The following is a 21659-nucleotide window of genomic DNA, read 5'->3' as shown; positions in this document are numbered from 1 at the left end:
CCCAAGATTCAACATTTGCAACTGGAGTGCTAAATGAGCTTTTTTATCTCTAACGCCATGGCTGACGCCGCTGCACCTGCTGCTGCCAGCCCAATGGGCGGCGGTTTCGAGTGGATTTTCCTGGTCGGTTTCCTGGTCATCTTCTACCTGATGATCTGGCGTCCACAGGCCAAACGCGCTAAAGAGCAGAAAAACCTGCTGAGCAGCCTGCAGAAAGGCGACGAAGTTGTGACCACCGGCGGCATCGCTGGCAAGATCACTAAAGTGGCCGACGATTTCGTCGTTCTGGAAGTTTCCGACACCGTCGAAATGAAATTCCAGAAAGGCGCCATCGCCGCCACGCTGCCAAAAGGCACGCTGAAAGCGATCTAAGTTTCAACTTCATCTTCAATCGACGGGGCGCGCAAGGCGCCCCGCGTCATAAACGGGCGGCGTGATGCTGAACAAATACCCTCTGTGGAAATACATTCTGATCCTGGCGGTGCTGGCGATTGGTCTGATTTATTCCGCTCCCAATCTTTATCCTGATGACCCGGCCATTCAGGTCAGCGGTGCAAGCACTGCGCTGCAAGTCAATCAGGCTGACCTGGATCGCGTGAGCGCTGCGCTCAAGGAATCCGGGATCAACGTCAAGGCTGCCACGCTGGCAGACGGCGGCAAGGGCGGGCTGATTCGCCTGACCAAGGCTGAAGACCAACTGCCAGCCAAGGACGTTGTGCGCAAGGCATTGGGTGATGACTACGTCGTCGCGCTGAACCTGGCACAAACCACCCCGCAATGGCTGCGCAACCTCGCTGCGCACCCGATGAAGCTGGGTCTGGACTTGTCCGGTGGTGTGCACTTCCTGCTGGAAGTGGACATGGACAAAGCCCTCGACGCACGCCTGAAAGTCTATGAAGGCGACGTCAAGAGCCTGCTGCGTAAAGAGAAACTGCGTTATCGCAGCCTGCCACAACTGGGCGGCGCCATTCAGCTGGGCTTCGCTGATGAAGACAGCCGTGAACAGGCTCGCAGCCTGATCCGCAAGAATTTCAACGATTTCGACATTGTTCCGGCCGACCTCAATGGCCAGCCGGTGCTGCGTCTGGCGATGACCCCGGCCAAGCTGGCGGAAATCCGTGAATACTCCATCAAGCAGAACTTGACCACGGTACGTAACCGCGTCAACGAGCTGGGTGTTGCCGAACCGATCGTCCAGCGTCAGGGCGCCAACCGCATCGTGGTTGAGCTGCCGGGCGTGCAGGACACCGCAGAAGCCAAGCGTATCCTCGGCAAGACGGCCAACCTTGAGTTCCGTCTGGCTGCTGAGCCTGGCGCTTCGAAAGCCACTTCCGAAGAATTCGAGTTCCGCGAAGGCAAGCGTCCTCCTGCGCTGATCGAGCGTGGTCTGATCATCACCGGTGACCAAGTGACTGACGCCAAGGCTGGTTTCGGCGAGCACGGCACGCCAGAAGTGAACATCCGTCTGGATGGTCACGGTGGCGAGCTGATGAGCCGCGCAACCCGTTCAAACGTTGGCCGCAGCATGGCGGTGATCTTCATCGAGCAGCGTCCGGTGACCACCTACACCAAGCAGGTAGTTAACGGCGTCGAGAAAGAAGTGCCGGTGCAAAGCTTCAAGGAAGAAAAGAAGATCATCAGCCTGGCGACCATTCAGTCGCCGCTGGGTGCTCAGTTCCGTATCACTGGCCTGAACGGCCAGGGCGAGTCGTCCGAACTGGCGCTGCTGCTGCGTGCCGGTGGTCTGGCTGCACCGATGTACTTCGCTGAAGAACGCACCATCGGCCCGAGCCTGGGTGCGGACAACATCACCAAAGGTATTGATGCATCGCTGTGGGGCATGCTGTTTGTCTCGCTGTTCATCATCGCCATCTACCGCTTCTTCGGCATCATCGCCACCGTCGCGCTGGCGGTGAACATGGTGATGCTGCTGGCCCTGATGTCGCTGCTGGGTGCAACGCTGACCCTGCCAGGTATCGCCGGTATCGTGTTGACCATGGGTATGGCGGTCGACGCCAACGTGCTGATCTTCTCGCGGATTCGTGAAGAGATCGCCGCGGGCATGTCGGTGCAGCGTGCAATCAACGAAGGCTTCGGCCGGGCATTCACCGCGATTCTCGACGCCAACCTGACCACCTTGCTGGTCGGCGGCATCCTCTTTGCCATGGGCACAGGCCCGGTCAAGGGCTTCGCAGTGACCATGTCCCTCGGGATCTTTACCTCGATGTTCACGGCCATCATGGTGACCCGCGCGATGGTCAACCTGATCTTCGGCGGTCGTGACTTCAAGAAGTTGTGGATTTAAGGGGCTGCCATGTTACGTACAATCAACTTCATGGGCGTTCGCAACTTCGCGTTCGGCGTCACATTGTTCCTTACCGCGCTGGCCTTGTTCAGCGTCGCCACCAAGGGCATGAACTGGGGCCTGGACTTCACCGGCGGTACGCTCATCGAGCTGACCTACGAGCGTCCGGCCGACGTCACCCAGGTGCGTGAGCAGCTGGTGAAATCGGGGTATCACGAAGCTATCGTGCAGAACTTCGGTGCGACCACCGATTTGCTGGTGCGTATGCCAGGTGAAGACCCGCAATTGGGTCACCAGGTTGCCGAGGCCTTGCAGAAGGTCGGCGGCGAAAACCCTGCAACCGTCAAGCGCGTCGAGTACGTCGGTCCGCAAGTGGGTGAAGAGCTGCGCGACCAGGGCGGCCTCGGCATGCTGATGGCGCTGGGCGGCATCCTGATCTACCTGGCGTTCCGCTTTCAGTGGAAGTTTGCGGTCGGTGCGATCGTGTCCCTGATCCACGACGTGATCGTGACCATCGGTATCCTGTCGTTCTTCCAGATCACCTTCGACCTGACGGTGCTGGCGGCGGTACTGGCGATCATTGGTTACTCGCTCAACGACACCATCGTGGTATTCGACCGGGTTCGTGAGAACTTCCGTGTGTTGCGCAAGGCCAGCCTGATCGAGAACATCAACATCTCGACCACGCAAACCCTGCTGCGGACCATGGCGACGTCGATCTCCACCTTGCTGGCGATTGCGGCCCTGCTGTTCTTCGGCGGCGACAACCTGTTCGGCTTCTCCATCGCCTTGTTCATCGGTGTTCTGGCGGGTACTTACTCGTCGATCTACATCGCGAACGTGGTGCTGATCTGGCTGAACCTGACCACTGAGGACCTGATTCCTCCGGCCAATACCGAGAAGGAAATCGACGACCGTCCTTGAAGGAAGTTTCTTCCAGCGATGTAGTCCAAAAAGGCGCGAGTTGAACTCGCGCCTTTTTTTGTGCTCCAAGGCTGGGAGAAGCGCGGACATGTTCCGCATGTGATGGTCAGGAGGTTCATGTGAACAAGTCGATGCTGGTTGGTGCGGTACTGGGTGCTGTCGGTGTGACTGCCGGTGGTGCTGTGGCCACCTACAGCCTGGTTAAAAATAACGGTCCTGAGTACGCGCAAGTACTCGCTGTTGAGCCGGTCAAGACGCAAATCAAGACTCCACGTGAAGTGTGCAAGGACGTCACCGTCACCCGGCAAGCGCCGGTGAAAGATCAACACCAGATCGCCGGTACGGTTGTAGGTGCACTGGCTGGTGGTCTGCTGGGTAACCAGATCGGCGGCGGCACCGGCAAGAAAATTGCCACGGTTGCTGGCGCGGTCGGCGGTGGTTATGCCGGTAACAAGGTGCAGGAGGGCATGCAGGAGCGTGACACCTACACCACGACCCAGACCCGTTGTAATACGGTGAATGACATCAGTGACAAGGTCGTGGGTTACGACGTGCGGTACTCGCTGGACGGTAAAGAGGGGAAAGTGCGAATGGATCGCGATCCAGGGAATCAGATCCCAGTGGATAAGGAAGGCAAGTTGATCCTGTCGCAGAACGAGCCGGGTCAATAAGTCGTTCGGATCAAGAAGAAGCACCTTTCGGGGTGCTTTTTTTAGGTTCTTCACGGATTACCGGGAAAGACGCTCTTGATCTTCATGAAAAAGAATTCGCTATCCCGGTAACCGTACGCCATCCGTTTGATGACCTTTATTCGATTGTTTATACCTTCCAACTGCCCTGTGTGCATCGGCCAGCGAACCCGACTGACGATGCCTCGCCAGTAAGCCTTCAGCCGATTGGCGAACTGGATCAGTGCCGGTAGTTCGCTTTCATGAGCATGGCGCAGCCATTGCTTCCAGGCCGATCGCCAAGCCCAGGCAGCACTCGGTGTCCAGAGTGTTTTGAGCTCAGCCTTCATCAAATACACCGTCATCAGCGATTGGTTGGCCGCCAACAAATCTTGCAAGCGAACCTGCTGTTCCGGCGTTTTCAGATTCTGTGGATTGCGCAGCAACAGCCATCGCGCCTGCTTGATGACCTTGCGAGCCGGCTTGTCATGACGCAATCGGTTAGCTTCGTCGACGCGGACCCGGTCAATGACCTCTCGGCCATATTTGGCCACCACATGAAAGAGGTCGTAGACCACACGCGCTTTCGGGCAGTGCTGACGAACCTCCAGGTCAAACGCAGTGTTCATGTCCATTGCCACCGCTTCGATTCGAGCACATCCCTCTGGCCCAAGCTCTTCGAAAAAGGGCCGAACTGCCGCCCGGCTGCGGCCTTCGCCGATCCATAGCACTCGTCGCGTATCGGCATCCAACACAACACTGGCGTAGCGATGCCCTTTAAACAGCGCGAATTCATCCATCACCAGGCGTCGTGGTTGAGCCGTCGGCAACTCGCTCAATGCCGCTTGCAAGGCCCGACGCTCCAGCAACCGCACGGTGTCCCAATGCAGCCCAAACATCTGGGCCACGTGCAGGGTGGGAAGGCGTTCGCTGGCCTGAATAACCGCATCAGCCAAGCGGCGTGTCATGCGCGCATAGCGATCCAGCCAACTCACGGCCTCCATGCGTTTGCCACAGTCGCGGCAGCCAACGCGCCTGAGCAGCACGCTGAGGCGTACCGCGCGGCCGAGAATGGGCAAATCGCGAACGGTTCGCTCGCAATACTCATGAGTGGTTGAACAAGGCTTTTGGCAGCCGCCACAGGAAGGAAATCGGGTGGCGTGGGGAGTCAGTTCGATCCGTAGGGCATCACCCTCAGGCTTGATCGTGACGACAGAAAAGCCCTCCCAAAACGGAAGGAAAGTATTAATATCGCGCATAAGAACGCCGGTTTGTTAGATGTGTTTGCTCGCACGAACATCATCAATCAAATCGGCGTTCTTGTTTCTGTGTTTCCCGGGATTCCGTGAAGAACCTTTTTTTATGCCCGCGGTTTATGCGCCACCGCACCCCCACTGCAGGAGCGAGCCTGCTCGCGAAGAGCTCAAAAGCGCCGCGTGAATCCTGAATGCGCGCGTTATCGTTGGCGACCATCGCGAGCAGGCTCGCTCCTGCAGTGGAGGTGTGGGGTTTTGAAGGGCAAATTCCAGGCATAAAAAAAGCACCCCGAGGGGTGCTTTCTCTGTCGCCGGAAGCTTAGCGCTTCAGCGAGGCCGGCAGGTGCGGCTGGATCGCGGTCAACACTGCCTTGAAGCATTTGGTGTTGCCGGCAACGATGTGGCCTTTCTCAAGGAAATCGTGACCGCCGGTGAAGTCGCTCACCAAGCCGCCAGCTTCCTGGATCAGCAGGGCGCCTGCAGCCATGTCCCACTCGGACAGGCCCGACTCCCAGAAGGCGTCGAAGCGGCCGGCAGCCACGTAGGCCAGGTCCAGGCTCGCCGAGCCGGCGCGGCGGATGCCGGCGGTCTGGCCAACTAGGGCGCGGAACATGCCTAGGTAGTTGTCGAGGTTGTCCATCTGGTCGTCACGGAACGGGAAGCCGGTACCCAGCAGGGCGCCGTCCAGGCTGGTGCGGCCGCTGACGCGCAGGCGACGACCGTTCAGTTGGGCGCCGCGACCACGGCTGGCGGTGAATTCTTCCTGGCGAACCGGGTCCAGAACAACGGCGTGCTCAAGACGACCGCGGTATTTGCAGGCGATGCTGACAGCGAAATGAGGAATGCCGCGCAGGAAGTTGGTGGTGCCGTCCAGCGGATCAATGATCCACAGGTACTCTTCGCCTTCGATGCCGGTGCCGGCGTGCAGGCCGGTTTCTTCACCGCGGATCGAGTGATTCGGGTAAGCCTTGCGCAGGGCGTCGATGATTTTCTGTTCAGCGGCGCGATCCACCTCGGATACGTAATCCTTGGCGTCTTTTTCGTCGACCTTGATGGTATCCAGGCGCTCGATGGAGCGGAAGATCAATTCACTGGCGCTGCGGGCGGCGCGCAGCGCGATATTCAGCATGGGCTGCATGGATGTGTCACCTAAGGTTGTTAAAGAAAGCCGAGCATTCTATCAGAAAGTTTCTACAGGAGAAGGACGACGTTCGCTTTCATGGCTTAACGGTAGCTAGCGCTGTAAGATTCCGCTCCCGATTATCGTGTTCGAGAGCGCCTCCCTTGCTGCAAAACATTCGTGTCGTCCTGGTCAATACCAGCCATCCGGGCAATATCGGCGGGGCTGCGCGTGCCATGAAGAATATGGGACTGTCGCGGCTGGTGCTGGTCGAGCCTCGTATGTTCCCGCATCACGAAGCCGACGCCCGTGCTTCCGGTGCCGGTGACATCCTTGAAAACGCGCAAGTTGTCTCCACTTTGGAAGATGCCTTGGTCGGCTGCAATCTGGTGCTTGGCACCAGCGCCCGTGACCGTCGAATCCCTTGGCCACTGCTCGATCCCCGCGAATGCGGAACGAAGGTGGTCGAGGAAGCCGGGCAGGGCGCGGAAATCGCCCTGGTGTTCGGCCGTGAAGATTCCGGCCTGACCAACGAAGAGCTGCAGCGATGTCATTATCACGTGCATATCCCATCAGACCCTGAGTTCAGTTCGCTGAACCTTGGGGCGGCGGTGCAGGTGTTGAGTTATGAAGTGCGCATGTCCTGGCTCGCGGCCCAAGGCCAGCCGAGCAAGGTCGAGAAGGAAGAAGTGGCTTCGGTCAAAAGCGCTGAACTGGCGACCATGGACGAGCTGGAGCGATTCTATGAGCACCTGGAGCAGACCCTGGTGTCCATCGAATTCCTCGATCCGGAAAAGCCACGGCACTTGATGGCGCGCCTGCGCCGGTTGTACGGACGCAGCTCGGTCAGCCGGGCGGAAATGAATATTTTGCGTGGCATCCTCACGGAAACCCAAAAAGCGGCCCGTGGTGAGCTCCTTAAGCGGAAGGATTAATGATGTTCGAGCGTTTGCGTGAAGATATCCAGAGCGTATTCCACCGAGACCCGGCGGCGCGTAACGCTTTTGAAGTCCTGACCTGCTACCCCGGCATGCATGCCATCTGGATACACCGTTTGTCGGCAATGTTGTGGCGCGCGGACCTGAAATGGCTGGCGCGACTGGTGTCGAACTTCGGTCGCTGGTTGACCGGGATCGAGATTCATCCGGGTGCCAAGGTTGGTCGTCGCTTCTTTATTGACCATGGCATGGGCATCGTCATCGGTGAAACCGCCGAAATCGGCGATGACGTGACCATTTATCAAGGCGTGACCCTGGGCGGTACCAGCTGGAATAAAGGCAAGCGCCACCCGACGTTGGGCGATGGCGTAGTGGTCGGGGCGGGTGCGAAGGTGCTTGGCCCGTTCACGGTCGGTGCCGGGGCCAAGGTCGGTTCTAATGCTGTTGTAACCAAAGAAGTGCCGCCGGGCGCCACGGTGGTGGGTATTCCGGGGCGCATCATCGTCAAACCCGACGAAGAACAGGATGCCAAACGCAAGGCCATGGCCGAGAAAATCGGCTTCGATGCCTACGGTGTGACTGAAGACATGCCGGACCCGGTGGCCCGCGCCATCAACCAATTGCTCGATCACTTGCAGGCAGTCGATGGTCGCCTGGAGGGGATGTGCGGAGCGTTGAAGGATCTGGGCAGTAATTATTGTGCGAAAGAACTGCCTGAACTGCGTGAAGAAGATTTCGCCTGTGTGAAGGACAAGGATCAGAGTCAGGCCAGTTAAACTGCGTTGACTTAATCGCGGGCTTGCCCGCGATGAACGATGACTCGGTATTGCTGGCTGTTCACAGCCAGCCTTTGCTATGATGCGGCCGCTCTTTTGCGGGTAAACCTGACTAAAGTACTAGGTCTTATAGTTGACTTAAATACTCGGGAATTGCATACTCGCCCCATTCCGAACTCCGTGGTAATTGTCCATGCGACTGACTACAAAAGGCCGATACGCCGTGACCGCCATGCTCGATCTGGCGTTGCACGCGCAGCACGGGCCCGTGTCCCTGGCCGATATCTCCGAGCGCCAAGGCATCTCCCTGTCCTACCTCGAACAGCTTTTCGCCAAGCTGCGCCGCAGCAATCTGGTGTCCAGTGTTCGCGGTCCAGGCGGCGGCTACCAGCTGTCTCGCGACATGCAGGGCATCCAGGTCGCCCAGGTGATCGATGCGGTGAACGAATCGGTCGATGCAACCAAATGCCAGGGCCAGGGCGATTGCCACTCCGGTGACACTTGCCTGACTCACCACTTGTGGTGCGACCTGAGCCTGCAGATCCACGAATTTCTCAGCGGTATCAGCTTGGCTGACCTTGTGACTCGCCGTGAGGTGCAAGAAGTAGCCCAGCGTCAGGATCAACGCCGTTGCAACAGCAAGGCGCCACGCCTGGACAAGATTGAAGCGTCCGCCGTCGAATGACAGCCACAGAGCTAACGGCACGCCAGCCAGCCTGATTTAGGAGATAGTCCATGAAATTGCCGATTTACCTTGATTACTCTGCGACTACCCCGGTTGATCCGCGTGTCGCGCAAAAGATGAGTGAATGCCTGCTGGTCGACGGAAACTTCGGTAACCCGGCGTCCCGTTCCCACGTGTTCGGCTGGAAAGCTGAAGAGTCCGTCGAAAATGCCCGTCGTCAGGTGGCCGATCTGGTCAACGCCGATCCGCGTGAAATCGTCTGGACCTCCGGCGCCACCGAATCCGACAACCTGGCAATCAAGGGTGCGGCACATTTCTATGCCACCAAAGGCAAGCACCTGATCACCACCAAGATTGAGCACAAGGCTGTCCTCGACACCATGCGCCAACTTGAGCGTGAAGGCTTTGAAGTGACCTACATCGAGCCTCGTACCGATGGCCTGGTGACCCCGGAGATGATCGAAGCCGAACTGCGCGACGACACCATCCTGGTTTCGGTTATGCACGTGAACAACGAAATCGGCACCGTCAACGACATCGCTGCGATCGGTGAGCTGCTGCGTTCCAAGGGCATCCTGTTCCACGTCGACGCCGCTCAGTCCACTGGCAAGGTCGAGATCGACCTGCAGAAGCTGAAAGTCGACATGATGTCGTTCTCTGCCCACAAGACCTACGGTCCTAAAGGCATCGGCGCCCTGTACGTAAGCCGCAAGCCGCGCGTACGTATCGAAGCGACCATGCACGGTGGCGGTCACGAGCGCGGTATGCGTTCCGGTACCCTGGCCACTCACCAGATCGTCGGCATGGGTGAAGCGTTCCGTGTAGCCAAGGAAGACATGGCTGCCGAAAACGTGCGCATCAAGGCTTTGAGCGACCGTTTTTACAAGCAGGTCGAGCATCTGGAAGAGCTGTACGTCAACGGCAGCCTGACCGCCCGCGTTCCGCACAACCTGAACCTGAGCTTCAACTACGTTGAAGGCGAGTCGCTGATCATGGCGCTCAAGGATCTGGCGGTTTCGTCCGGTTCGGCTTGCACCTCGGCGTCCTTGGAGCCTTCGTACGTACTGCGCGCCCTGGGCCGCAACGACGAACTGGCACACAGCTCGATCCGCTTCACCTTCGGCCGCTTCACCACCGAAGAAGAAATCGATTACGCCGCGCAGAAAGTCTGCGAGGCCGTTACCAAGCTGCGCGCTTTGTCGCCGCTGTGGGACATGTACAAAGACGGCGTCGATATCTCGAAGATCGAGTGGGCGGCACACTAACTATAGAAGCCGCCGGATACGGGTCCTGTAGCAGCGCGGCGGTAAACGCAGCGCAACTACAGGGTCTCAAGAGCGGCCCTGATGAGTGAGGATTGAGAATCATGGCTTACAGCGAAAAGGTCATCGACCACTACGAAAACCCGCGCAACGTCGGCAAGATGGACGCGGAAGATCCTGATGTCGGCACCGGCATGGTCGGCGCGCCGGCTTGCGGCGACGTCATGCGCCTGCAGATCAAGGTCAACGACGCCGGCATCATCGAAGATGCCAAATTCAAGACCTATGGCTGCGGTTCGGCTATCGCCTCCAGCTCCCTCGCCACCGAGTGGATGAAGGGCAAGACCCTGGACGAAGCAGAAACCATCAAGAACACTCAGCTGGCTGAAGAACTGGCCCTGCCGCCAGTGAAAATTCACTGCTCGGTACTCGCTGAAGACGCCATCAAGGCCGCCGTTCGCGATTACAAGCAGAAGAAAGGCTTGATCTGATTTTCGAGTTTTGGCGACGAGTAAGGAGTCACCGATGGCTATCAGCATGACAGAAGCGGCTGCTCGACACGTGCGGCGCTCCCTCGACGGGCGGGGCAAAGGTGAAGGGATTCGTCTGGGTGTTCGCACCACAGGCTGTTCCGGCCTTGCCTACGTGCTGGAGTTTGTCGACGAGGTGGTTGCAGAGGACCAGGTGTTCGAAAGTCACGGCGAAAAAGTGATTATCGACCCGAAAAGCCTGGCTTACCTGGACGGCACCGAGCTCGATTTCGTCAAGGAAGGGTTGAACGAAGGCTTCAAGTTCAACAACCCCAACGTACGCGGTGAGTGTGGCTGCGGCGAAAGCTTCAACATCTGAGGCTTGTCGTGGGTACTCCTTGTCATTTCGCTTTATTTGAGCTGCAACCGAGTTTCGATCTGGATCTCGACCAGCTGGCTACGCGCTACCGTGAGTTGGCGCGCAGTGTTCATCCTGACCGCTTTGCCGACGCTTCCGAGCGTGAGCAGCGGCTGGCGCTAGAGCAATCCGCGAGCCTCAACGAGGCCTACCAGACGCTCAAGAATCCACCCAAGCGCGCGCGTTATCTGCTCGCCTTGAATGGTGGCGAGCTGCCTCTGGAGGTCACGGTGCATGATCCGGAGTTTCTTCTGCAGCAGATGGAGTTGCGTGAAGAGCTCGAAGACCTGCAGGACAGCGCCGACCTCAAGGGCGTTGCCGTCTTCAAGCGTCGGCTGAAGGCTGCCCAGGATGAACTGAACCAAAGCTTCGCAGCTTGCTGGAACGATGCCGCGCAACGCGAAAAGGCCGAGCGCCTGATGCGGCGCATGCAGTTCCTCGACAAGCTCACCTACGAAGTGCGCCAGTTAGAAGAGCGCCTCGACGATTAACCCAGTGCCGCTCCGGTCGCACGCCTGATATACAGATAAGTCCTGATAACGATGGCCCTACTGCAGATCGCCGAACCCGGCCAAAGTCCTCAACCGCACCAGCGTCGTCTGGCTGTGGGGATCGACTTGGGCACTACCAATTCGTTGGTCGCTGCATTGCGCAGTGGTCTTTCCGAGCCGCTTGCCGACGCAGAAGGGCAGGTCATCCTGCCGTCTGCCGTGCGCTATCACGCTGATCGCGTCGAAGTGGGCGAATCCGCCAAACTGGCTGCCGCTACCGATCCCCTGAACACTGTGCTGTCGGTCAAGCGCTTGATGGGTCGTGGTCTGTCCGACGTCAAGCAATTGGGCGACCAACTGCCGTACCGCTTTGTCGGTGGCGAGTCGCACATGCCGTTCATCGACACGATCCAGGGCCCGAAAAGCCCGGTAGAAGTCTCTGCCGATATCCTCAAGGTTCTGCGTCAGCGCGCTGAAGCGACCTTGGGCGGTGAGCTGGTCGGTGCGGTTATCACCGTTCCAGCCTATTTCGATGACGCTCAGCGTCAAGCCACCAAGGACGCGGCCAAGCTGGCCGGTCTGAACGTGCTGCGTTTGCTCAACGAGCCAACGGCTGCCGCTGTGGCTTACGGTCTGGATCAGCACGCCGAAGGCCTGGTCGCGATTTACGACCTGGGCGGCGGCACCTTCGATATTTCGATTCTGCGCCTGACCGGCGGTGTCTTCGAAGTGCTGGCTACCGGTGGCGACAGCGCCTTGGGTGGCGATGACTTCGACCACGCGATCGCTGGCTGGATCATTGAGAGCGCCGGTCTGTCCGCCGATCTCGATCCGGGTACACAACGCAATTTGCTGCAAACCGCTTGTGCGGCCAAGGAGGCGCTGACCAATGCTGCGGCCGTTGAAGTTGCCTATGGCGACTGGAAAGCCGAGCTGACCCGTGAAGCGTTCAATGTGCTGATCGAGCCGATGGTTGCTCGTAGCCTGAAAGCCTGTCGCCGCGCCGTGCGTGATTCCGGTATCGAACTGGAAGACGTGCATGCCGTGGTCATGGTCGGTGGTTCGACTCGCGTACCTCGTGTTCGCGAGGCCGTCGCCGAAGCTTTTGGTCGCCAGCCGTTGACTGAAATCGATCCGGATCAAGTGGTAGCCATCGGTGCTGCGATCCAGGCCGATACCCTGGCCGGCAACAAGCGTGATGGCGGCGAATTGCTGCTGCTTGACGTGATTCCGTTGTCCCTGGGGCTGGAAACCATGGGCGGCCTGATGGAGAAGGTGATTCCGCGCAACACCACCATCCCCGTCGCCCGCGCCCAGGACTTCACCACCTATAAAGATGGCCAGTCGGCCATGGCGATCCATGTATTGCAGGGTGAGCGCGAGTTGATCAGCGACTGCCGCTCCCTGGCACGCTTCGAATTGCGCGGCATTCCGGCGATGGTGGCTGGCGCGGCGAAGATTCGCGTGACCTTCCAGGTCGATGCCGACGGTTTGCTCAGTGTTTCTGCTCGTGAACTGGGGTCGGGCGTCGAGGCCAGCATTCAGGTCAAGCCGTCCTACGGCCTGACTGACGGCGAAATCGCCAAGATGCTCAAGGATTCGTTCCAGCACGCCAACGACGACAAGGTTGCCCGCGTATTGCGCGAGCAGCAGGTCGATGCCCAACGCCTGGTTGAGGCCGTGCAGGCGGCGCTTGAAGTCGATGGCGAGCGTCTGCTCGACGCCGAAGAGCGCATGGTCATCGACATGCAGGTGCAGGAATTGACCGAACTGATGAAAGGCACCGATGGTTACGCCATCGAGCAGCAGACCAAGCGTCTGTCGCAAGTGACCGATGCTTTTGCCGCCCGTCGTATGGATTCGACCGTGAAAGCCGCTTTGGCGGGCCGCAACCTGAATGAGATTGAGGAATAACGATGCCGCAGGTCATTTTTCTGCCACACGAGAAGTTCTGCCCCGAAGGCATGGTTGTTGAGGCTGAGACCGGTACGTCCATCCTCGAACTGGCTCACGAGCACCACATCGAGATGGAAAGCGCTTGCGGCGGCGTCTGCGCCTGCACCACTTGTCACTGCATCATCCGCGAAGGTTTCGACTCGCTGGAAGAGGCCGACGAGCTGGAAGAGGACTACCTTGATAAGGCTTGGGGTCTTGAGCGTGAGTCGCGCCTGGGCTGCCAGGCCAAGGTCGGTACCGAAGACCTGACCGTCGAAATTCCGAAATACTCGCTCAACCACGCAGCCGAAGCGCCGCACTGATTCAAGGAATTGTCATGAGTCTCAAGTGGACTGATGTGCTGGAAATCGCGATCCAGCTGGCTGAAAGCAAGCCCGACGTGGACCCTATGTCGGTCAACTTCGTCGATCTGCGCAAATGGGTGATGGAATTGCCCGAGTTCGACGACAAGCCTGAGCATTGTGGCGAGAAGATCCTGGAGGCCATTCAGGCCCACTGGATCGAAGAACGCGACTGAGCCACGCTGCAGGTTAGGCAATACCCAAGAACCCGCGTATAATTCGCGGGTTTAATTTTTCGCAAATTACCGTTTCTGGAGTTACACCATGGCTGTTCAACGTACTTTCTCCATCATCAAGCCTGACGCAGTTGCAAAAAACGTTATCGGCGAGATCACCACTCGTTTCGAAAAAGCTGGCCTGCGCGTTGTAGCTTCGAAACTGAAGCAACTGTCCAAAGCTGAAGCTGAAGGCTTCTACGCTGAGCACAGCGCTCGTGGTTTCTTCGGCGACCTGGTTGCTTTCATGATCTCCGGTCCGGTTGTCGTTCAGGTTCTGGAAGGCGAAAACGCTATCGCTCTGAACCGTGAGCTGATGGGCGCTACCAACCCTAAAGAAGCTGCTGCCGGCACCATCCGCGCTGACTTCGCTGATTCCATCGACGCCAACGCTGTACACGGTTCGGACTCCGAAGCCGCTGCTGCTCGCGAAATCTCGTACTTCTTCGCAGCTACTGAAGTAACCACTCGCTAAGCATTGGCTTAAGAGTGAAGGTGAATCCATGACTACATCGACTGTAAAAACTAACCTGCTGGGTCTGACTCAACAGGAAATGGAAAAATTCTTCGACTCAATCGGGGAGAAGCGTTTCCGTGCCGGTCAGGTAATGAAATGGATTCACCACTTTGGCGTCGATGATTTCGACGCCATGACGAACGTCAGCAAGGCCTTGCGCGAGAAGCTCAAGGCTGTTGCTGAGGTCCGTGGTCCGGAAGTGGTCAGCGAGGACATCTCCAGCGACGGCACCCGTAAGTGGGTGGTGCGCGTGGCGTCCGGCAGCTGCGTCGAGACCGTGTACATTCCCCAGGGCAAGCGCGGCACCTTGTGCGTTTCGTCCCAGGCAGGCTGTGCCCTGGATTGCAGTTTCTGCTCCACCGGCAAGCAAGGCTTCAACAGCAACCTCACCGCCGCCGAAGTCATCGGCCAGGTGTGGATTGCCAACAAATCCTTTGGCAGCGTCCCGGCAACCGTCGACCGTGCCATCACCAACGTGGTGATGATGGGCATGGGTGAGCCGCTGCTGAACTTCGACAACGTCATTGCGGCCATGCACCTGATGATGGACGACCTGGGCTACGGCATTTCCAAGCGCCGCGTGACCCTGTCGACCTCCGGCGTGGTGCCGATGATCGATGAGCTGTCCAAACACATCGACGTCTCCCTGGCGTTGTCCCTGCACGCACCGAACGACGCATTGCGTAACCAATTGGTGCCGATCAACAAGAAGTATCCGCTTAAGATGCTGCTCGAGTCGTGCCAGCGCTACATGTCGTCCCTGGGCGAAAAGCGCGTGCTGACCATCGAGTACACCTTGCTCAAAGATGTGAACGACAAGGTCGAGCACGCGGTGGAAATGATCGAGCTGCTCAAGAATATCCCGTGCAAGATCAACCTGATTCCGTTCAACCCGTTCCCGCACTCCGGGTACGAGCGGCCTAGCAACAACGCCATTCGTCGGTTCCAGGATCAGCTTCATCACGCCGGATTCAACGTCACTGTCCGCACCACCCGTGGTGAAGACATCGACGCAGCCTGTGGTCAACTGGTAGGGCAGGTGCTGGATCGCACCCGTCGCAGCGAACGTTATATCGCCGTGCGTGAACTCAGCGCCGACAACGATATGGCGCAGAACGCCGCGAAATAACCAAGAGAGGATCTCTATGTCCCTGCGCTTTGCGCTGCTTTTGCTGTTGGCCAGCCTGTGTGCTGGCTGCGTGCTTTCGGGCGACTACAACCCGATGAAGACCAGCAAGGGCCGTGATGAAGCGCGGGAGGCCTATGTGCAACTCGGTATCGGTTATCTGCAACAAGGCATGACCGAACGCGCCAAAGTCCCATTGAAAAAAGCGCTGGAGCTCGACGGCTCCGACCCTGATGCCAACGCGGCGCTGGGGCTGGTGTTCCAGGCTGAAATGGAGCCTGAGCTGGCCGATGAGTATTTTCGCAAGGCGCTGTCCTCCCGTCCCGCCGATGCGCGAATCCTCAACAATTACGGCAGTTTTCTGTTCGAGCAAAAACGTTACAAGGAAGCCTACGAGCGCTTCGAACAGGCCGCCGCCGATACGCTGTATCCTGAGCGTTCGCGAGTGTTCGAGAACCTGGGCATGACCGCTTCAATGCTTGGCCAGCGTGAGCTGGCCCAGCAGCAGCTGGAAAAAGCCCTGCGTTTGAACCGCCAACAACCACGTGCCTTGCTGGAAATGGCTGAGTTGTCTTACGAAGACAGGCATTATGTGCCCGCGCGTGACTATTACGATCGTTTTAGCCTGCTCACCGAGCAAAATGCACGTAGTCTATTGCTCGGCGTTCGGCTGGCAAAAGTGTTCGAAGATCGCGACAAGGCGGCCAGTTTTGGCCTGCAATTAAAACGACTCTATCCCGGTACACCGGAATATCAGCAATACCTGTCGGAGCAATGATGAAAGCGGCGCATCCCGAAGTTGTAGCAGCGAATCGCGTTAACCCCGGTGAGACCTTGCGCCAGGCCCGCGAAAGCAATGGCTGGTCGCTGGCCGAAGTGGCCCTCAAGCTCAACCTCACCACCACTTCCCTGAGCAATCTGGAAGCCGGTGCTTTCGACAAGCTGCCTGGGCATACCTTTGCTCGCGGTTATATTCGCGCCTATGCCAAATTGCTCGGCATGGATCAGGCTGTCCTGGTTCAGCAATTCGACCAATCCACCGGTACCGACTCCCAAGGCAGTAGTGTGCATAGCCTGGGTCGTATCGAAGAGCCGGTACGGGTTTCCCACACCATTTTGCGTATCGTCAGCCTGTTGTTGCTGGTGGCGGTGATTGGCGGCGGCTTCGTCTGGTGGCAGGATCAAACCTCGCTGCGCACCAAGGACCTGATCGGTCTGACCCCGGAACACGTTGAGGTAGAGGGCGCAGACGGCACGACCCAGATTCATCCGCTGGACGAGCCAGAAGACCAGGCCGTCGCGGAAGGTCAGGCCGAAGGCGCCACTGCGCTTGCATTGCCTCAGGCCGAGACTTCGGCTGAAGCGCCGGCCGAAACCCAGGCGACCGCGCCGGCTGTCGCACCTGTTGCGCCAACCACCCAGGCACCGGCTGCGCCAGTTCACAGCGCTGCCCCGGTTGTCGCGACTCCGGCGACTCCAGCCCCTGCGGTGCCTGCCGTACCGGCTCCGGTTGTGACTGCACCTGTTACCCCGAGCGCTCCAGCGCCTGCCCCGGTGGCTGCTGCCCCGGTGGCCGGTCAAGGCCAGGTTCAAATTCAGTTTACGGCTGATTGCTGGACGCAAGTGACCGACGGTAGCGGTAAAGTGCTGTTCAGCGGTCTCAAGCGTAAAGGCGACAATGTATCCGTCAGCGGTAAGCCGCCGTTCGCTGTCCGTCTGGGTTATGCCCGTGGCGCACAGGTCAGTTACAACGGTCAGTCGGTCGATGTAGCTCCGTTCACCAGTGGCGAGACTGCTCGCCTGAAGTTGGGTCAATAAGTCATGCACGGCGAATCTCCAATCAAACGTCGCGAATCGCGCAAGATCTGGGTCGGTAACGTGCCTGTTGGCGGCGATGCGCCTATCGCTGTGCAGAGCATGACCAACAGCGACACCAATGATGTCGCGGCTACCGTTGCACAGATCAATCGTCTGGAAGCGGCCGGCGTCGACATCGTGCGGGTTTCCGTACCGGACATGGACGCTGCTGAAGCGTTCGGCAAGATCAAGCAACTGGTCAAGGTGCCATTGGTTGCCGACATCCACTTCGATTACAAGATCGCCTTGCGCGTCGCCGAACTGGGTGTCGATTGCCTGCGGATCAACCCGGGCAACATCGGTCGCGAAGACCGCGTGCGCGCGGTGGTCGATGCCGCTCGTGATCGCGGCATTCCAATCCGCATCGGCGTCAACGCCGGTTCCCTGGAAAAAGACCTGCAAAAGAAATACGGCGAACCGACGCCGGCCGCCCTGGTCGAGTCGGCCCTGCGCCACGTCGAACACCTTGAGCGCCTGAACTTCCAGGACTTCAAGGTCAGCGTGAAGGCCTCCGACGTGTTCATGGCCGTCGAAGCTTACCGCCTGCTGGCGAAAGAAATCGTTCAACCGTTGCACCTGGGCATCACCGAAGCCGGTGGTTTGCGTTCCGGCACAGTGAAATCTGCCGTGGGCCTCGGTATGCTGCTCGCCGAAGGGATTGGCGATACTATTCGCATTTCGTTGGCGGCCGACCCGGTCGAGGAAGTGAAAGTCGGCTACGACATTCTCAAATCCCTGCACCTGCGTTCCCGTGGCATCAACTTCATCGCCTGCCCGAGCTGCTCGCGGCAGAACTTCGATGTGGTCAAGACCATGAACGAACTGGAAGGGCGCCTCGAAGACCTGCTGGTGCCGCTGGATGTTGCGGTGATCGGTTGCGTGGTCAACGGCCCGGGTGAAGCCAAGGAAGCCCATATCGGCTTGACCGGCGGCACGCCCAACCTGATTTACATCGACGGCAAGCCGTCGCAGAAACTGACGAATGACAATCTGGTGGATGAGCTTGAACGCTTGATCCGCCAGAAAGCGGCCGAAAAGGTCGAAGCTGACGCTGCCGTTATTGCGCGCGGCTGATACCGACGTCGCGCCGAACGAATTTAAGGATTTAAAGTGAGCAAGTCTCTGCAAGCCATTCGTGGCATGAACGACATCCTGCCCGAACAGACCCCCCTGTGGCGTCATTTCGAGGGCGCTGTTTCGCGTCTGCTGGATAACTACGGTTACAAGCAGATCCGCATGCCGATCGTCGAGTTCACCGAGCTGTTCAAACGCTCCATCGGTGAAGTGACCGACATCGTCGAAAAAGAGATGTACACCTTCGACGACCGCAACGGCGATTCCCTGACCCTGCGTCCTGAAGGAACCGCGGCTTGCGTGCGCGCAGTGCTTGAGCACGGCATTACCGGCGGTGGTCAGGTTCAGAAACTCTGGTACATCGGCCCGATGTTCCGCCACGAACGTCCGCAGAAAGGCCGTTATCGCCAGTTCCACCAGATCGGTGTCGAGGTGTTCAACCTCGACGGTCCGGACATCGATGCCGAACTGATCGTGCTGACCTGGCGCCTGTGGGGCGAGCTGGGCATCCGTGATGCGGTCAAGCTCGAACTCAACAGCCTGGGCACCAGCGAGTCCCGTGGTCGTTATCGCGAAGCTCTGGTCGAGTTCCTGTCCGGTCACCTGGACAAGCTGGACGAAGACAGCCAGCGCCGCCTGAAGACCAACCCGTTGCGAGTCCTGGACACCAAGAACGCCGATACGCAGGCGATTCTGGTCGATGCGCCGAAAATGGCCGACTACCTCGATGATGAGTCCCGCGTGCACTTCGAGGGCCTCAAGGCCCGCCTGGACGCCGCCGGTATTCCATACGTGATCAACCCGAAGCTGGTTCGCGGGCTGGATTACTACAGCAAGACCGTTTTCGAATGGGTCACCGACAAGCTTGGCGCCCAGGGCACCGTGTGTGCCGGTGGTCGTTACGACGGCCTGGTCGAGCAGATGGGTGGCAAGCCTACGGCGGGCGTTGGTTTCGCCATGGGCATCGAGCGTCTGGTGCTGCTGCTGGAAACCCTGGAGCAGATCCCGGAAGAAATCTCTCGTCAAGTCGACGTGTACCTCTGCGCCTTCGGTGAAGAAGCCGAGCTGGCCGGTCTGGCCCTGGCCGAGCGTGTACGCGATCAATTACCCAACCTGCGTCTGCAAGTGAATGCCGGCGCCGGCAGCTTCAAAAGCCAGTTCAAGAAAGCCGACAAGAGCGGTGCGCTGTATGCACTGATCCTCGGTGACGACGAGATGGCCCAGCAAGTGGTAGGTTTCAAACCCCTGCGTGGCCAGGGCGAACAACAAAGCATTGCCTGGGACGCGCTTGCCGCTCACCTGGCCACCTGCGTCGTGCAGGGTTGAAGCTGTCTTAAACAGCCGAATTAGCGATTAAGGAGTATTGGGGTGTCGAGTACCGAAGACGAAAATTTGGCGGATTTGAAGGAATGGTGGTCACGCAACGGTAAGCCCCTGGTTACTGGCGGCCTGTTGGCGCTGGTCATCGTGTTCGGCTGGCAGGCGTTCCAGAAGTATCAGAGCAACCAGTCGCAAGGCGCCTCGGTGCTCTATCAGCAACTGCTGGAAACCACGCTGACGCCTGACGGCAAGCCTGATGCGGCCCGTGTTTCGGATCTGGCCGGCAAGCTCAACAGCGAGTTCGGCGGCAGCGCCTACGCGCAGTACGGCAGCCTGTTCGTGGCGAAAGTCGCCGTCGACAGCGGCAAGCTCGATGACGCAGCCAGCGAACTGAACGCCATTGTTGCCAAGCCGGCCAACCCGGCGCTGGGTGAAATTGCCCGTCAGCGTCTGGCGCAGGTAATGGCCGCGCAGAACAAGGTCGATGAAGCGCTGAAACTGCTTGAAGGCGATGCCGAGAAGGCGTTCCTGGCCACTCGAGAAGAACTCAAGGGCGACCTGCTGGTGCAGCTGGGCCGTACCGACGAAGCACACACGGCGTATCAAAAAGCCAAGGCAGCACTGTCGGATGAAGCGGCGGTCGGTGGCCTACAAATCAAGCTGGACGACCTGGCCAAAGGGGATGCGTGACGTGATCCGTTGGAAACATGCAGCATTGCTGGCTCTGGCCATTCTGGCCGCGGGTTGCAGCAGCAACAGCAAGAAAGAATTGCCACCGGCCGAGTTGACCGACTTCAAAGAAGAAGTGGTTCTGCAAAAGCAGTGGAGTCGTTCGATCGGTGACGGTCAGGGCGAAACCTACAACATGCTGGTTCCGGCGATCGATGGCGATACCATCTACGCCGCCGACGTGACCGGTGTGGTGATGGCGCTGGATCGCAGCAACGGCGACGTCAAGTGGAAGAAAGATCTCGAACTGCCTGTTTCCGGCGCCGTTGGCGTGGGTTACGGTCTGCTGACGATCGGTACGCTCAAGGGTGAAATCGTTGCCCTGGACGCCATCAACGGCGAAGAGAAATGGCGCGCTCGCGTGTCCAGCGAAGTCCTCGCACCACCGGCCAACAATGGTGATGTGGTTGTGGTTCAGACTCAGGACGACCGTCTGATCGGTCTGGATGCCGCGACCGGCAACCAGCGCTGGTTGTATGACAGCACCCCGGCGGTCCTGACCCTGCGCGGCACCAGTGCGCCGATCGTCACCAACCGCCTCGCGGTGGCTGGCCTGTCGACCGGTAAAGTGGTCGCTCTCGATATTTCCAACGGCGTGCCGGTGTGGGAGCAGCGTGTAGCGATTCCGCAAGGTCGTTCGGAACTGGAGCGTGTTGTCGACATCGACGGCGGTCTGCTGTTGTCCGGCGAGACCATTTACGTCGCCAGCTACCAGGGTCGCGTTGCGGCACTGGACCTGCAAAGCGGTCGCCAGTTGTGGCAGCGTGATGCTTCCAGCTACGCCGGTGTCGCCCAGGGTTTCGGCAGCGTCTACGTGAGCCTGTCTTCGGGCACCGTTGAGGGTGTCGACGAGCGTTCCACCACAGCCTTGTGGAGCAACGATTCGCTGGCCCGTCGTCAACTGTCGGCTCCGGAAGTGTTCTCCAGCTACGTTGCAGTCGGTGACCTGGAAGGTTACCTGCACCTGCTGAGTCAGGTGGACGGTCGATTCGTCGGTCGCGAACGCATCGACAGCGACGGCCTGCGTGCCCGTCCGCTGGTGGTGGGTGACACGATTTATGTGTATGGCAACAGCGGCAAACTGGAAGCCCTGACCATCAAGTAAAGGTTTGACTATGCTTGGGGTTAGTTCCCCAAGCGGCCCCGTTCTGCGGGGCTCGCAGCGCTTACAGGCGCTGCCCCGAGCACCAGCCGCTGCCTCGCAGCGGCTT

General features: G+C 58.9%; 24 protein-coding genes. 22 read left to right on the top strand and 2 right to left on the bottom strand.

The window, feature by feature from the left end; translation table 11 throughout:
- Positions 1–33: 33 nt before the first annotated feature.
- From yajC to ACNYC6_RS08410, 4 genes are all read left to right on the top strand, one after another.
- Positions 34–372 (top strand): preprotein translocase subunit YajC, encoded by a 339-nt coding sequence (gene yajC / locus ACNYC6_RS08425; RefSeq protein WP_016773317.1) that lies wholly within the window; start codon positions 34–36, stop codon positions 370–372.
- A 64-nt stretch (positions 373–436) separates the two neighbouring features.
- Positions 437–2305, top strand: a complete 1869-nt coding sequence (gene secD, locus ACNYC6_RS08420) for a protein translocase subunit SecD (protein WP_419711897.1) — start codon at positions 437–439, stop codon at positions 2303–2305.
- A gap of 9 nt (positions 2306–2314) precedes the next feature.
- Positions 2315–3229, top strand: a complete 915-nt coding sequence (secF, locus tag ACNYC6_RS08415; protein WP_419711896.1) for a protein translocase subunit SecF — start codon at positions 2315–2317, stop codon at positions 3227–3229.
- Positions 3230–3348: 119 nt separating this feature from the next.
- A complete protein-coding gene (locus tag ACNYC6_RS08410) occupies positions 3349–3900 on the top strand; it encodes a glycine zipper 2TM domain-containing protein (protein WP_419711895.1) in 552 nt (183 codons plus the stop codon).
- 50 nt (positions 3901–3950) lie between these two features.
- Here ACNYC6_RS08410 and ACNYC6_RS08405 read toward each other — a convergent pair whose 3' ends face one another.
- The gene (locus tag ACNYC6_RS08405) at positions 3951–5156 is read right to left on the bottom strand and encodes an ISL3 family transposase (protein ID WP_419709226.1); all 1206 of its coding nucleotides are present in this window, start codon (positions 5154–5156) and stop codon (positions 3951–3953) included.
- 316 nt (positions 5157–5472) lie between these two features.
- Positions 5473–6291 carry an inositol-phosphate phosphatase gene (gene suhB / locus ACNYC6_RS08400; protein ID WP_016984379.1) on the bottom strand — a complete coding sequence of 273 codons (819 nt, stop codon included), beginning with the start codon at positions 6289–6291 and terminating at the stop codon, positions 5473–5475.
- Between the two features lie 146 nt (positions 6292–6437).
- Here suhB and trmJ point away from each other — a divergent pair, with 146 nt between their 5' ends.
- The 18 genes from trmJ (at position 6438) to bamB (ending at position 21553) form a co-directional block, all read left to right on the top strand.
- Entirely contained in the window at positions 6438–7208 is a 771-nt protein-coding gene (gene trmJ / locus ACNYC6_RS08395) for a tRNA (cytosine(32)/uridine(32)-2'-O)-methyltransferase TrmJ (RefSeq protein ID WP_419711894.1), read from the top strand.
- Positions 7209–7210: 2 nt separating this feature from the next.
- Complete coding sequence (cysE, locus tag ACNYC6_RS08390) at positions 7211–7987, top strand: serine O-acetyltransferase (RefSeq protein WP_419712933.1); 777 nt, start codon at positions 7211–7213, stop codon at positions 7985–7987.
- 193 nt (positions 7988–8180) lie between these two features.
- A complete protein-coding gene (iscR, locus tag ACNYC6_RS08385) occupies positions 8181–8672 on the top strand; it encodes a Fe-S cluster assembly transcriptional regulator IscR (protein WP_003227911.1) in 492 nt (163 codons plus the stop codon).
- Positions 8673–8722: 50 nt separating this feature from the next.
- Positions 8723–9937 carry an IscS subfamily cysteine desulfurase gene (locus ACNYC6_RS08380; RefSeq protein WP_034150842.1) on the top strand — a complete coding sequence of 405 codons (1215 nt, stop codon included), beginning with the start codon at positions 8723–8725 and terminating at the stop codon, positions 9935–9937.
- Positions 9938–10038: 101 nt separating this feature from the next.
- Positions 10039–10425, top strand: a complete 387-nt coding sequence (iscU, locus tag ACNYC6_RS08375) for a Fe-S cluster assembly scaffold IscU (RefSeq protein ID WP_007974006.1) — start codon at positions 10039–10041, stop codon at positions 10423–10425.
- 34 nt (positions 10426–10459) lie between these two features.
- The gene (gene iscA / locus ACNYC6_RS08370; RefSeq protein ID WP_003227904.1) at positions 10460–10783 is read left to right on the top strand and encodes an iron-sulfur cluster assembly protein IscA; all 324 of its coding nucleotides are present in this window, start codon (positions 10460–10462) and stop codon (positions 10781–10783) included.
- Between the two features lie 8 nt (positions 10784–10791).
- On the top strand, positions 10792–11313 hold the full coding sequence (gene hscB / locus ACNYC6_RS08365) for a co-chaperone HscB (RefSeq protein WP_110660597.1): 522 nt from the start codon (positions 10792–10794) through the stop codon (positions 11311–11313).
- Between the two features lie 51 nt (positions 11314–11364).
- Positions 11365–13227: a Fe-S protein assembly chaperone HscA gene (gene hscA / locus ACNYC6_RS08360; RefSeq protein WP_419711893.1), complete on the top strand. Its 1863-nt coding sequence runs from the start codon at positions 11365–11367 to the stop codon at positions 13225–13227.
- 2 nt (positions 13228–13229) lie between these two features.
- Positions 13230–13571, top strand: a complete 342-nt coding sequence (gene fdx, locus ACNYC6_RS08355; protein WP_060543107.1) for an ISC system 2Fe-2S type ferredoxin — start codon at positions 13230–13232, stop codon at positions 13569–13571.
- A 14-nt stretch (positions 13572–13585) separates the two neighbouring features.
- Positions 13586–13786, top strand: a complete 201-nt coding sequence (gene iscX, locus ACNYC6_RS08350; RefSeq protein WP_017123703.1) for a Fe-S cluster assembly protein IscX — start codon at positions 13586–13588, stop codon at positions 13784–13786.
- Positions 13787–13874: 88 nt separating this feature from the next.
- Positions 13875–14300, top strand: coding sequence for a nucleoside-diphosphate kinase (ndk, locus tag ACNYC6_RS08345; RefSeq protein WP_007916882.1), 426 nt, complete (start codon positions 13875–13877; stop codon positions 14298–14300).
- Between the two features lie 28 nt (positions 14301–14328).
- The gene (gene rlmN / locus ACNYC6_RS08340; RefSeq protein ID WP_056855164.1) at positions 14329–15471 is read left to right on the top strand and encodes a 23S rRNA (adenine(2503)-C(2))-methyltransferase RlmN; all 1143 of its coding nucleotides are present in this window, start codon (positions 14329–14331) and stop codon (positions 15469–15471) included.
- 16 nt (positions 15472–15487) lie between these two features.
- A complete protein-coding gene (gene pilW / locus ACNYC6_RS08335) occupies positions 15488–16246 on the top strand; it encodes a type IV pilus biogenesis/stability protein PilW (RefSeq protein ID WP_419711892.1) in 759 nt (252 codons plus the stop codon).
- Positions 16246–17286 carry a RodZ domain-containing protein gene (locus ACNYC6_RS08330; RefSeq protein ID WP_419711891.1) on the top strand — a complete coding sequence of 347 codons (1041 nt, stop codon included), beginning with the start codon at positions 16246–16248 and terminating at the stop codon, positions 17284–17286. Before pilW ends, ACNYC6_RS08330 begins: the two co-directional genes overlap by 1 nt.
- A 3-nt stretch (positions 17287–17289) precedes the next feature.
- Entirely contained in the window at positions 17290–18399 is a 1110-nt protein-coding gene (ispG, locus tag ACNYC6_RS08325; RefSeq protein ID WP_103394292.1) for a flavodoxin-dependent (E)-4-hydroxy-3-methylbut-2-enyl-diphosphate synthase, read from the top strand.
- Between the two features lie 36 nt (positions 18400–18435).
- Positions 18436–19725: a histidine--tRNA ligase gene (gene hisS / locus ACNYC6_RS08320; RefSeq protein WP_419711890.1), complete on the top strand. Its 1290-nt coding sequence runs from the start codon at positions 18436–18438 to the stop codon at positions 19723–19725.
- Positions 19726–19767: 42 nt separating this feature from the next.
- On the top strand, positions 19768–20409 hold the full coding sequence (locus ACNYC6_RS08315) for a tetratricopeptide repeat protein (RefSeq protein ID WP_419711889.1): 642 nt from the start codon (positions 19768–19770) through the stop codon (positions 20407–20409).
- A complete protein-coding gene (bamB, locus tag ACNYC6_RS08310; RefSeq protein WP_419711888.1) occupies positions 20402–21553 on the top strand; it encodes an outer membrane protein assembly factor BamB in 1152 nt (383 codons plus the stop codon). Before ACNYC6_RS08315 ends, bamB begins: the two co-directional genes overlap by 8 nt.
- Positions 21554–21659 lie beyond the last annotated feature (106 nt).

This window comes from Pseudomonas sp. NFX224 (genome assembly GCF_048565165.1).
GTDB lineage: Bacteria > Pseudomonadota > Gammaproteobacteria > Pseudomonadales > Pseudomonadaceae > Aquipseudomonas.
Note: the sequence above shows the minus strand (reverse complement) of the source record. Positions and strands in the feature narration are given on the sequence as shown.